General features: G+C 35.4%; 12 protein-coding genes. 7 read left to right on the forward strand and 5 right to left on the reverse strand.

Features of this window, described 5'->3' with window-relative positions; translation table 11 throughout:
* Positions 1-168 precede the first annotated feature (168 nt).
* Complete coding sequence (locus NST77_RS02985) at positions 169-390, reverse strand: hypothetical protein (protein WP_095329974.1); 222 nt, start codon at positions 388-390, stop codon at positions 169-171.
* 144 nt (positions 391-534) lie between these two features.
* Positions 535-1953 (reverse strand): polysaccharide deacetylase family protein, encoded by a 1419-nt coding sequence (locus NST77_RS02990; RefSeq protein ID WP_341122721.1) that lies wholly within the window; start codon positions 1951-1953, stop codon positions 535-537.
* A 443-nt stretch (positions 1954-2396) separates the two neighbouring features.
* Here NST77_RS02990 and NST77_RS02995 point away from each other — a divergent pair, with 443 nt between their 5' ends.
* Together NST77_RS02995 and NST77_RS03000 are read left to right on the forward strand one after the other, a co-directional pair.
* Positions 2397-3728, forward strand: coding sequence for a GntT/GntP/DsdX family permease (locus tag NST77_RS02995; RefSeq protein ID WP_095329972.1), 1332 nt, complete (start codon positions 2397-2399; stop codon positions 3726-3728).
* 337 nt (positions 3729-4065) lie between these two features.
* Entirely contained in the window at positions 4066-5115 is a 1050-nt protein-coding gene (locus tag NST77_RS03000) for a C45 family autoproteolytic acyltransferase/hydolase (RefSeq protein WP_095329971.1), read from the forward strand.
* A gap of 105 nt (positions 5116-5220) precedes the next feature.
* On the opposite strand, the gene NST77_RS03005 is transcribed toward NST77_RS03000, so the two are convergent.
* On the reverse strand, positions 5221-6066 hold the full coding sequence (locus NST77_RS03005) for a MurR/RpiR family transcriptional regulator (RefSeq protein ID WP_095329970.1): 846 nt from the start codon (positions 6064-6066) through the stop codon (positions 5221-5223).
* A gap of 179 nt (positions 6067-6245) precedes the next feature.
* Between NST77_RS03005 and gnd the strand changes: the two genes are divergently transcribed.
* The gene (gnd, locus tag NST77_RS03010) at positions 6246-7142 is read left to right on the forward strand and encodes a phosphogluconate dehydrogenase (NAD(+)-dependent, decarboxylating) (RefSeq protein WP_095329969.1); all 897 of its coding nucleotides are present in this window, start codon (positions 6246-6248) and stop codon (positions 7140-7142) included.
* 124 nt (positions 7143-7266) lie between these two features.
* Positions 7267-7563: a TIGR04104 family putative zinc finger protein gene (locus NST77_RS03015; RefSeq protein ID WP_095329968.1), complete on the forward strand. Its 297-nt coding sequence runs from the start codon at positions 7267-7269 to the stop codon at positions 7561-7563.
* 233 nt (positions 7564-7796) lie between these two features.
* Here the strand turns inward: NST77_RS03015 and gntK are convergent, their stop codons facing one another.
* Entirely contained in the window at positions 7797-9341 is a 1545-nt protein-coding gene (gene gntK, locus NST77_RS03020) for a gluconokinase (RefSeq protein ID WP_341122722.1), read from the reverse strand.
* Between the two features lie 271 nt (positions 9342-9612).
* On the opposite strand from gntK, the gene NST77_RS03025 reads away from it, so the two are divergent.
* Positions 9613-9861, forward strand: coding sequence for a hypothetical protein (locus NST77_RS03025; protein ID WP_095329966.1), 249 nt, complete (start codon positions 9613-9615; stop codon positions 9859-9861).
* A gap of 3 nt (positions 9862-9864) precedes the next feature.
* On the opposite strand, the gene NST77_RS03030 is transcribed toward NST77_RS03025, so the two are convergent.
* Positions 9865-10734: an AraC family transcriptional regulator gene (locus tag NST77_RS03030; RefSeq protein WP_172859247.1), complete on the reverse strand. Its 870-nt coding sequence runs from the start codon at positions 10732-10734 to the stop codon at positions 9865-9867.
* A gap of 249 nt (positions 10735-10983) precedes the next feature.
* On the opposite strand from NST77_RS03030, the gene NST77_RS03035 reads away from it, so the two are divergent.
* Both NST77_RS03035 and galE read left to right on the forward strand, forming a co-directional pair.
* Entirely contained in the window at positions 10984-12156 is a 1173-nt protein-coding gene (locus NST77_RS03035; RefSeq protein WP_095329964.1) for a galactokinase, read from the forward strand.
* 30 nt (positions 12157-12186) lie between these two features.
* Complete coding sequence (galE, locus tag NST77_RS03040; protein WP_095329963.1) at positions 12187-13176, forward strand: UDP-glucose 4-epimerase GalE; 990 nt, start codon at positions 12187-12189, stop codon at positions 13174-13176.
* The last annotated feature ends 2 nt before the right edge of the window (positions 13177-13178 follow it).

Genomic DNA, 13178 nt, shown 5'->3' on the forward strand with positions numbered 1-13178 from the left:
GAATTAGGAGTTTGTCGACAGTCTGAAAGCTTCTCAGTAGAGAAGCTTTTTTTCTTTGTAAACGTACTTCAAAATTTTATTAATTTGAATAGTCCTGCTAACCAAATACATAATAAACAGCATTTTTCGAGAAGAAAGCGAGTAAGCACTTGGTAGATGTGGAAAATATCAATACCATGGTCCTCTATTTAACGGTACATTTGGACCTAAGTAAGGGTAATAAGCTTGAGTTCCTTGTGGCCTTGGAGCGATATAATACATTTGTCCACCAATCAAGTAGTAATAAGAGTTATCCTTTCCAAGAAGTTGTTGGTTCCATGCTCCATATGTCGGCTGGGGGAAGTTTTGATAAATTACGCCATCTAGCCCAGTGATAATAGTTGGCTGCATATGTTTGCCTCCTTTATATTTGATTTATCTTATGTGAAGTTTGATAAATAGATGGTTGTTTCATAGTTATAAAGAAAAAAAGCACCAGCAATTTCGGTGCTTAAAAAGATTTATTATGATACATACAAAAAATCTATTACATTTTTAATTACTATTTCTCTCCTCCTGTACTGCCCTTAATTGAGAAATAGTCACAAGTTGATATCTTTCTTTTGTTAATTTTTCAATAATTTCCACTGCTGCATCAGCGCTTTTTTCATATATATCATGCATTAGGATAATGCTTTCATCACTCGCTGCTTTCATAACTTTATCAACAATTTTCTTTTTCGATGGATGTTTCCAATCTTCTGGATCAATGTTCCAAAGCACAATCTCTTTATCTAGTTCTTTTTTTAGTTCAAGCTGGATAGCTCCATAAGGCGGACGAATGAGAGTTGGTTCCACTCCTGTTACCTTTTTGATTAAATTATCCGTATCTTGAAATTCCTTTAAGGCTTTCTTGGTATTCATTTTAGTGAGAAGGGGATGATTCCATGAATGATTCCCTATTTCATGCCCATTCTCAATAGCTTGCCGAAGGACGTTTGGATAATATTGAACACGCTCACCAAGAACAAAAAACGTAGCATGGCCATTATATTTCTTTAATGCTTTGAGAATTTTTTTTGTTGGTTTATTACTTGGACCGTCATCGAATGTTAATGCAATAACTTTTTTGGATGGATCAATTTTTGCTACTTCAGGTAATTCGGTGACCAATTTTTTCGGTTTTGCTTCTGCAAGTAAATTTTTATTTTTCTCTTCCTCTTGATAGATTGCTAGTAATTTATCTTGTAAAATCTCTTTTTTGATGGCAAGTTCTTGAACACCTAGTTTTTCCGCCGCAATTTGGTTAGGAGGAAAATAAAAAAGAATAGAATCATTTAGAACCGCAAAGTTTTGAAAGTTACCTTCATGTGGTGCAGTTCCTTGTTTTACTAACGCTTTGTCTGTTGCCAGGTCTTTATCCTTTATTAATTCTCCATAACTGATTTTTGAAAGGAGAGATAAATAATTGCTTTTTTCTTGGAAAATGTCTTTTAAGCAAAGCTGTTTATGTGTCTGTAAATCAAATGTTAAACTTTCTGTTGTCAAATTCCCTTTAGGTCCTGCAGTATATTCAAACGTCTCAAAAAGAATCGAGATTGTTTGCTTGCTGTAATGCGTAATCGTGTAGGAAATATGTAAGGAAGTTTCCTGCGTGTCTGGAACATTTGCTTTTTGAATATGTTTGTCATATTCGGTAATTTTGTTTGTAATATATTTTTTCAGGGCAGCAGTAATTTCTTCATCTGGAAGGATTGGATAGCTGGTCCAGTAGCCTCCATGCTTTTCATCTTTAGTATATGAGTTTATTTCAATTGTCTTATAATTTTGATCATATTGTATCTTGACCTCTGGCTGTTTTTCTGAGGGTTCAGCAGCCTGCTTTTTTTCACTATCGAAAAACTTGAAAATAAATACTAAAAGAGTGAGGCAAATAAAAAGTATAAAAATATTTCTCCATTTTAAGCGTTTCATGTTGTTAACTCCTTACTTGAAATAAAAGGTAATGCTTCATCATTTATATAGACGTAATAGAAGGGGAAATAGTTTTACATTTAGTTAAATTTTTCAAAAAAAGATGGATACAATTATAATTTTGTCGCTAAATAGATTGGAGAACTAGAATTTCCTTTTCATGCGATTCTTGAGGAGGAGGAGGAGACTCCCTGTGGAATCAACGTTAGTCCTACAGAAAGCACCCTCTGATTCAAGGAGGTTAATACATATACTTTACTCAAATTTATATTTCTAAAAAATGGGGTTTTATCTTAAGTCTGTATGATTAAACTATATTTTTTCTTTAATATAATGAATAAAAAATTTTCTTTGTTTGTAACTTGATAAAAGAAATATTTTTTCGTATAATAATTCTATTAAATGAAAACACTTTCAAACGTAAAAGAAAAGGTGGTAATAATATGGATGCCTATTTATTGATTATTGCATTACTTTCCATTGTCATTGTTATTGTTGGAGTTTCCCTTTTTAAGTGGCATGCTTTTATCAGTTTAACAGTGGCGAGTTTATTTTTAGCTGTTTTTTCAGGACTATCTTTTGATAAGATTGTAAGCGCTTATGAAACAGGAGTAGGTGGCGTATTAGGTCACTTAGTTGGTATATTGGCACTAGGTACAATTTTAGGAAAAATGCTTTCTGAATCAGGTGCAGGCTTAAGAATTGCAAATTATTTTGTAAACGTTTTTGGAGAAAAGAAATTACCTTGGGCTATGTTTTTTTCGGGGTTTATAATTGGAATTCCGGTATTTTTTGAGGTTGGTATTTTAATATTATTACCGCTTGTTATTTCCATTCAAAAGGCAACAAAGAAAAATATTTTATTGATTGCCTTACCTGGTATTGCTGGATTATCCATTGTACACGGACTTGTTCCGCCACATCCTGGAGCAATTGCTGCTATCGGTATTTTTGATGCTAATTTAGGTACGGTCTTATTATACTCCTTGATTATTGCAGTACCAGCAGGGATTCTCGGGGGACCTTTATTTGCAAAGTGGATCAATAGCCGTGTTTTTCCTAAAGGAGAGTCAACACTTATTACGGCAGAGCCAATAGCAGAAGATAAATTGCCAAGTATAGGCGTGTCTTTCCTATCTATCTTATTACCTGTCATTTTAATGATCATTGGAACCGCTGCCCCTTACTTAACGATTTTCTCACAAGGCGTAAGAAATGTACTTATCTTTCTTGGCAGCCCGTTATTATCTTTATTAATTGCTGTATTTTTCGCTTTTTATTTCCTCGGTATGCGTCAAGGAATGGACAAAGAGAGTATCAAAAAGTTTACAGAAGATTGTTTCTTGCCGGTCGGTTCTATTTTACTAATTATCGGTGCTGGTGGTGCATTTAAACAAGTGTTAATTGCTAGTGGAGTAGGCGATACAATTGGATCAATGTCAGAGAGCTTATCATTATCCCCACTTGTATTAGCTTTTATGATTGCAGGATTGATTCGGATAGCAACTGGTTCTGCAACAGTAGCCTTAACAACAGCAGCAGGGATAGTGTCACCAATAATCGCAGGAATGTCTGGCGTAAATGTGGAACTATTAGTGATTGCAACCGGTGCTGGTTCCTTAATGTTCTCCCATGTAAATGATGCTGGGTTCTGGATGGTAAAAGAATATTTAGGACTAACAGTCGAAGAAACCTTCAAAACATGGACAGTATTAGAAACGATATTATCATTCATTGCATTTGCAGGCGTCTTGATTTTAGATTTAATTGTTTAATAGACAGTTGTATAAGTTAATAAAAGGCAAGAGGGATTATTCCTTCTTATATGATATGTACTTTAGTTAATCGTTTAATGGTAACCAGTTTATTGGAACGGTAAGTGATTGGTCAGATCTAAGTTAGTTAGAAAAATTTACACGAGCAATTTATTTGTCATTCCCCCTTGCTTCATGTACAGTAAAGCTCTCACCTTTTTAGGTGAATGCGCGGAAGGTTGACGTCTGTAAAACTCGAATGGTTCAATTATTCAGTTGAACTTCTAGAAGTTTTCCTTTTACTGAAATAGAGTATTCTTCAACTCTCCATAGGGAAGCAATTAAAGGGGAAATGTTAATGAAACAAGTATATAGTGATTTCATCCAGTTTCGCGGAAGTCATTATGATTTTGGATACATGCAGGGAGAATTATTAAAGGATTCACCCATTCTCCCTAATCGCATAAAGCACTGGACATCTAAGCGAAAACGCTATTTTACCATAAATGAAAAAGAATCTATCCAACTCCTAAATAAATTTATTCCTGGAATGCTAGCAGAAATCACTGGATTAGCTGACGCTCTTCAGTGGAGAATAGAGGATGCATTACGAGAATTTGGCGGCCATTATGTAGAGTATGGAAGAAGTGGATGCTCTATTTTAGCAGGCTCCCAGTATTTAATTAGAAACTATGATAGTCATCCAGGTTCCTATGAGGGTCGCTATATGATCTATCAGCCAACTGATACTGGATATGCAGTAATCGGTCCATCTATGCAAATAACAGGAAGAATAGATGGGATAAATGAAAAAGGTCTCGCAATGGGTTATAACTTTATTAATCGAGTTGGTTCAGGGGATGGTTTTATTTGTAATATGATTGGTCGAATGATTTTAGAGACATGTGCAAATGTAGAAGAGGCCATTGATTTATTAAAAGAAATACCACACCGAACATCCTTTAGTTATGTGTTATTAGATCCAAGTGGAGAGGCGTATGTTGTAGAAGCAACTCCACGATCTGTCATTGCCAGAAAATCTAATATTAGTACGAATCACTTTGAAATATTAAAAGAAGAAAACCGCTATCAGATGGATGAATCTATACAAAGAAAGCAGAATATCGAAAAGCAGCAGGGAAATCATTCAAATGTGTATGAGGCCTTTCGAATATTGAATGACAGAGATAAAGAGATATTTTCAAATAAGTATAATGCTTGGTCTGGAACACTGCACACCGCAGCATATTTACCTAATGAAAGAAAAGCGTGGTTTGCGCTTGGGAGTGATCGAATGCCTGTTATCATCGATTTAGAATCTTTCTTAAAGGGAGAAAAGCTGAACTTTAAAAAAATTATAGGGCAGCTTGATTATGATACTCCCTTTATTAATATGGAGCTATTATAGTGTATTTATATAAAAAGGAAGTTAGTGATGGTAAGAACAATCATAATTAACTTCCTTTTTTGCGTTTGCTGAAACTCTGAAGTAGGGAATATTGTTTTTCTTCCGTTAGATTCGTGTATCAGAAATGGCATTCCTAATTCTTTCTAATGATTGATTAGCAACATTTTTATTTAAAATCATTACATTGACATACAATGCATCTATTAAACTAAGCTGGCCAATTCTTGATGATAAAGCTTCCGAACGATATTCTGTTTCCTCAGAGCTTGTGAACAGTGCTACATCTGTATTCTGGCCGATTGGTGATTTAGGATACCCAGTGATACCGATTGTTTTGGCACCATTGTTTTTTGCTGTTTTCATTATGTTAATAGTATCTTTATTAGTGCCAGAATGTGAAATAATTACAGCTACATCCTTCTCTGAAAGCTGAGAAGAGGACATTAGTTGAAAATGAGAGTCAACGAATGAAAACGCTTTAATTCCAGTTCGGACAAATTTATGAAAAGCATCCATAGCGATAACTGCTGAACCACCTGTACCATAGAATTCAACCCGATTTGCCTGTAAGAGAAATTCCACTGCTTTTTGAATCGAATGACCATTTAATATTTCTAATGTATTTTCTAGTGTACGTACATTCGACTTAAATACTTTTTCAGTAACGGTTTTTACACTGTCATTTTCATTAATCTCTTCATGTATTTGCTGAATAGGTTCAATTACTTCTGAGGCCAATGCTATTTTCATTGCTTGATAGCCTTTAAATCCAATTCGTTTACAGAAACGAAAAACAGTAGCATCTGCTACTCCTAGATCCTCTGCTAATTCGTTAATGGTGGAATGAATGATTTTTTCTGGATTCTCAAGAATATAATCAGCGATTTTTTTTTCTTTTTCACTCAGTCTAGCGTAATAGGAACGAATTTTCCCAAGACAATTTTGCGCCATTGACTTCTATCCTTTCCAAATTAATATAGTTGTAGTATAACACAATTAGTCTCTTGAAAAAAAATTTCTTATTAAAATAATTTTTTTCAAAAAATATTTTCAAGGGGGTATATTTTCGAAAAAAATTTCTATATAATAGTATATAGAAAGAAATATTTTTTCAAAAGGAGAGATAACGAATGAACATCGGTCTTATAGGTTTAGGAAAAATGGGTTTTAACTTGGCTTTAAATATGGTGGACCATAAGTATAGTGTAACAGCTTTTGATATAAATGAAAGCGCTGTAAAAGAAATTTCTAATAAAAATGTAACAGGAGTTAATACAATTGAAAAATTAGTAAGAAATTTGCCAGCTCCAAGAGTAATTTGGCTAATGGTGCCAGCAGGAGAAGTAACGGAAAATGTCTTGCGTGAAGTAAAGAAATATGTGGAAGCAGGGGATATTATTATCGATGGTGGGAATTCCCATTATAAAGATTCCAAGAGAAGAGGATTAGATTTACAAGAGTTAGGAATCTTCTATCTAGATGTTGGCACAAGCGGCGGAGTAGATGGAGCTCGACATGGTGCCTGTATGATGATTGGCGGCAATAAAGGAATATTTGATAAGGTAGAAGGATTATTTAAAGATTTATGTGTGGAAAATGGTTATACGTATACCGGCGTGTCTGGAAGCGGCCATTTTCTGAAAATGGTTCATAATGGAATTGAGTATGGCATGATGCAATCCATTGCAGAAGGATTTGAATTGTTAGAGAAAAGTGAGTATGATTTTGATAATGAAGGAGTTGCAAAGGTTTGGAATAATGGCTCTGTTATTCGTTCGTGGTTAATGGAATTAGCACAAAATGCCTTTTCTAAGGATTCAAAACTGGAAGGAATCAAAGGAGTAATGCATTCCTCTGGTGAAGGCAAATGGACGCTAGAAACAGCCCTAGATTTACAAACTGCTATGCCAGTTACAGCCTTATCTTTAATGATGCGTTATCGTTCGTTAGAGGAAGATACCTTCTCTGGAAAAGTGGTTGCTTCCTTACGAAATGAGTTTGGTGGGCATAGTGTAGAATCAAAATAGAATGACAAGGAAATCCTTTAGCAGGTAGAAGTAATGCTGAAGGATTTTTTTGATAAAATAATATTAATGTATCGGAATGGTTTCTTGACTATGGTAAGAATACAGAAAAAGGAGGCGGAAATACATGAGAACTTGTCAGAATTGTGATCAAAAATGGACTTGGAAGCAAACTTTAAAAAGCTCTTTTACATTAGATAATAAACTGATTTGTCCACATTGCAGGGAAAAGCAATATGTTACCTCTCGAACAAGAGGGATAACGTTTATGGCAACTATTTTAATAATCACATTTACGCTGCTTAGCAATCTTCTCTTTGGACCTTCCTTTGTCTTTGTAGTTATTCTAATAAGTTTTATCCTAATCGTTCTTGGACTTTATCCTTTCTGGGTCGAACTTTCCAATAAAGAAACAGGGTCATAGCAATAAGCAGGCTAACTAATAAAAGGTGGAAAGACAAAATCTTTAATTTAGTAGCGCAGCCCAATTCGTTACACTACAGACTGTGGATGATCCACAAACCTTCTTTCTTAAAAAGCATAAAAAACCCAAACAATTATACGATATATTGGTATCACCGTAAAATTGTTTGGGTTTGAATTCGTTCGACTGAGTTACTTTATATGCAGGTAATTTTCTTAAGATGTTTGTGGTGCTTATTTAACCCATTTATTCTGAAAAGATGCTATGGCATCATATTCTTTTTCTAAAGCTCGAGAAATACGGATATAAATAGCGGTTAAATCTTGATAGATATCAACATTCTCTTGAATTGGCTGATGGGAATGTGTACTACCGACTAATTGTTTCATAATCGAAAAATCATCAATTTCTCCGAGTGCATACATACCTAAAACGATGGCACCAAGACAAGAGCTTTCAAAGCTTTCTGGAACGACTACTTCTTGATCAAAAATGTCTGCCATCATTTGTCTCCATAGTTCAGAACGAGCAAAGCCACCTGTTGCTTGAATTTGCTTTGGTGCTCCAATCACTTCTTGTAAGGCTAACATCACCGTATAAAGATTTAAGATAACTCCTTCTAATACAGCTCTCACCATATGTTCTTTTTTATGATGTAAACCTAGTCCAAAGAAGGAGCCTCTTGCATTGGCATTCCATAAAGGCGCTCGTTCCCCAGCAAGATATGGATGGAATAATAAACCGTCCGCACCAGGTGTAACTCTAGAAGCAATTTTTGTTAAAACTTCATAAGGATCAATTCCGAGTCTCTTTGCCGTTTCCACTTCCGAGGAAGCTAATTCATCACGAACCCAGCGGAATGTCATGCCACCATTATTTACAGGGCCACCAACTACCCAGTGATCTTCTGTTAAGCAATAACAAAAGATTCTTCCTTTAGGATCGGTTACTGGTTTATCGGTTACAGTACGAATCGCCCCGCTTGTACCGATTGTCACAGCGACAACTCCAGGGTCAATAGCATTTACCCCAAGATTAGATAGTACGCCATCACTTGCGCCAACCACAAATGGAGTTTCAGCAGGAATTCCAAGTTCCGCTGCATAGTTATCCTTCAGTCCTGTTAAATAATGGGTCGTCGGAACGGGTTTTGCCAACTGCTCAGATGTTACGCCGGCAACTTTTAAAGCTTCTTGATCCCAATTTAAGTGTTCAAGATTAAACAGTCCTGTTGCAGAAGCAATTGAGTAATCGATCACAAATTCGTTAAATAAGCGATAGAAAATATATTCTTTAATGCCAATAAATTTAGCTGCCTTTGTAAAAATATCTGGTTGATCATTTCTTAGCCAAGTTAATTTTGATAAAGGAGTCATAGGGTGAATTGGCGTTCCTGTTCTGCGGTATATTTCCAAACCATTATATTCTTCTTTGATTTTTTTTGCCCAAGAGCAAGAACGGCTGTCAGCCCAAGTAATACAACGTGTTATTGGTTTCCCCTTTTCATCTAATGCAATAACACTGTGCATTGCTGAACTAAAGGAAACTAATTTTATTTTACTAGTATCCACGTTCGCTTTTTTAATAGCTGTTTTCATTGTTTCCATTACAGCCTGAAAAATTTGCTCTGGATCTTGCTCTGCGATGGCTGGTGCAGGGCTATGCAGCGGATATTCAACATGATGCATGCTTAATACTTTGCCAGCTTCAGCAAATAAGACAGATTTTGTACTCGTTGTACCAATGTCTACACCTAAATATAGGGATGATAATTGCATATTAAAAACTCCTTTAATAAAAAGTCTAAAAAATATTTCATAAAAATATAAATTCGCAGAAAAAAATTTCTTTAATTATATTTTAAAGGAAACAAAATGATTTTGAAACTGTTTTCATTCATTATTTTAAATTAATTTCCCATTATTCTTCCTCAAAAGATAAAATAATTGTTGATTTCTCAGATAGCTGTAAATTTTTGCCCTGGTTAGCATAAAAATAAAGCAAAAATATGCTAAACTTAATCTATCTTATGGGGAAGGAGTTTTTTGAATGAATAACGAGATTGAAACGACTTATGAGGCTATTTATAATCAAATTCTCCATTTTCAACTGCAACTGGAAGCGTTGAGTATACAAGCAGGTTCATGGCAAGAAGAGGATCAAGAACAGTTAATTAGAATGTCTATTGCCCTTCAAGCCTCGAAAGATATTTTGGAAAATATGCTTACACCAGGGAAAAAGCTGAACTTTATTTATGAAAAAGGAATGTTCAGCTTGGAAATGTTTGATGAAAAATAAGCATTAAAGAAGAATATCCTCGCTTGGCCGAATATTCTTCTTTCGAAATTCTCCAGGAGTAATACCAGTAGATTTCCGAAATACTTTTGTAAAATAGTTGGCATTCGCAAAACCTACTTGGACTGAAATGTCTTCAATAGAATATTTGGTTTGATATAATAACTCTGCTCCCTTTATGATACGGATATTCGTTAAATATTGAATCGGTGTAATTCCAAGTACCTTTTTGAATAAACGAGTGAAGTGGAAGCGGGAAAGCGCAGCAGCCTCTGCCATATCATCTGGTCCGATTGGTTTATGATAGTGATTTTGAGCAAATAATGTCGCATTTAGTATACTTTCAGGAAGCTGAATGTCTCCTATGTTCTTCTTATATTGATACAATTCCATGATAAAGGAATAGGCGAGACTTGAAGCATAAAAAGCGTTATTTATCTGTTTATCTTTTGCTAGCTGATAAATATGCAGAAGGTGCTGAATGGGTCTCGAGTCCGAAGCTAATTGAATAATTGGCTGCTCGTTTTCCGTAAGAGAACGCCAGCATTTTTTTACCGTTTCACCATATAGTGTAATAAAAATAAATTCCCAATGCTCACTAGTTGGAGGCAGATAGTATCTGTATTCCTCTGAAATATCAATTAAAAATGCCTTTCCAGCTGTCAATTTATGATTTTTACCTCCAAGTTCAATAGCACCAATTCCAGATATGGTATATTGAAAAACATACATACTATCCTCTTTACGCTTTTTTCCTTTCCAATTATATAGATGGGAGGTTTGATTTTCCCATCCGATTGACCAAATTTGGGCTACCTCTTTTGTAATTTTTTCCGTAAATCTGTAAGCAAATACATTATTATCTTTTTTGGACAATAGAATGCTCCTTTCTTAGTAGAGCTGGCATTGGTAGATACTTGCCTTGGATAAGATAGGAGTAATAGATAGAAATTAAGTGTTTGGCATAAAAATTTGAAATTTATTAGCAAATTATTACCCTTTTCCCTTTCTTATTTTACCATTGAGAGAGAAAGGTTTGAAGCATAAAATAAAATTGTAAACGGTTTAATGGAAGTCTAGAAATATGAGTAAGCATAAATGTTCATAAAAAAAGGAGAGATAGAAATGGCAAAAAATCTATTTGCAACTTTTACAAATATTTTTAATGAAACAGAAACAAGCATCCGTACTTTTTTTGCACCAGGACGTGTGAATTTAATAGGTGAACATACTGATTATAATGGAGGACATGTTTTTCCTTGTGCCTTATCTATTGGTACGACAGCACTTGTAAGAAAAAGATCAGATCGAGTGATTCAATTTTATTCTACAAATTTTGCGGATTTAGGTATTATTAAAGTTTCTTTAGACGATCTATCCTTTAATCAAGCAGATGATTGGGCGAATTATCCAAAGGGAGTAATAGTAACGCTTGCGCAATATGGATATCAGCTCGATGCTGGATTCGATGTTTTATATGAAGGAGAAATTCCCAATGGTGCTGGCTTATCTTCGTCTGCATCCATTGAAGTAGTGACAGCCATTATGTTAAATGAGTTGTATTCCTTTGCAATTGATCAAGTCAGCTTAGTAAAAATGTGTCAAAAAGCAGAAAATGAATATATTGGTGTGAGCTGTGGAATTATGGATCAATTTGCAATCGGAATGGGCAAAGAAAAACATGCTATATTACTAGATTGCGACACACTTGACTATGTGTACAGCCCACTAGATTTAGATGCTGCTTCTTTAATTATTGCCAATACAAATAAACGCAGAGGGCTAGCGGATTCTAAATATAATGAGAGACGAGGAGAGTGTGAAAGAGCATTAAGAGACTTGCAGGGAGAATTAGAGATTCGATCATTAGGTGAATTAACGCCAGAGGAATTCGATTCGCATGCTCATTTGATTAAGCAAGATGTCGATAGAATGAGAGCAAAGCATGCTGTGTATGAAAATGCTCGAACAATAGAAGCTGTAAAAAAACTTCAAGCAGGAGATATTGCAGGATTTGGACAATTAATGAATGCATCACATATCTCCTTACGTGATGATTATGAAGTGACCGGAAAGGAATTAGACGCACTAGTGGAAGCTGCTTGGGAACAAGCAGGGGTTATTGGATCTCGTATGACGGGAGCAGGCTTTGGCGGTTGTACGATCAGTATTGTCAACAATGAGCATATTGATTCTTTTATCGAGACGGTCGGAGCGAAATATGAGGAGCAAACAGGATTGAAGGCAGACTTTTATGTTGTTCAAGTTGGAGATGGAGCCAAGGAAATTGTTGAATAGTAACAGTTAAATAAAAAGGAGAGAGAAAATATGGCGATATTAGTATGTGGTGGTGCCGGTTATATCGGAAGTCATATGGTTTCTGAATTATTAGACCTAGGTGAAGAAGTAATTGTTGTTGATAATCTTCAAACTGGGCATAAAGCTGCTGTAAGAGCGGAAGCAACCCTTTATATTGGCGATTTACGGAATGAAAGCTTCTTAGAAGAGGTCTTTAAGAATCATACGATTGAAGCGGTAGTCCATTTCGCTGCTGACTCTTTAGTAGGTGAAAGTGTAACAAATCCGTTGAAATACTATGATAATAATGTAAACGGTGCGATGACTTTATTGAAAGTGATGCACGCAAATGATGTGAAGAGAATTGTTTTCTCGTCAACTGCAGCAACTTATGGAGAGGCAAAGAATTTTCCGATTCAGGAGAGTGATGACACGATTCCAACGAATCCCTATGGAGAAACCAAACTAGCCATCGAAAAAATGCTAAAGTGGTGTGAAGCAGCATATGGGATTCATTATGTAGCTCTTCGTTATTTTAATGTAGCAGGTGCGCATATAGATGGGAGATTAGGGGAAGATCATTTTCCAGAAACGCATTTAATTCCCATTATACTGCAAGTAGCGTTAGGAAAGAGAGAAGTAATTAGTATTTTTGGTGATGATTATGAGACACATGATGGGTCATGTATTAGAGATTATATTCATGTCACCGATTTGGCTAATGCTCATATCCTTGCTTTAAAAAAATTGCAGAAAGAAGAAACAAGCGGTATTTACAATCTAGGGAGTGGAACAGGTTTCACGGTGAAAGAAGTAATTGAGACAGCGAGAAAGGTAACGGGGCATCCTATTCCAGCAGAAATTGCTCCAAGAAGAGCAGGGGATCCGGCGCGATTAGTTGCTTCATCAGAGAAAGCGCAAGTAGAGTTAGGGTGGAATCCACAGTACACTTCACTGGAGACAATGATAGGAAGTGCATGGAACTGGTTCCAAGCAAATCCGAATGGCTATAAAGAATAAAT

This window comes from Niallia sp. FSL W8-0177 (assembly GCF_038006285.1).
In the GTDB taxonomy this organism is placed as follows: domain Bacteria; phylum Bacillota; class Bacilli; order Bacillales; family Cytobacillaceae; genus Niallia; species Niallia circulans_A.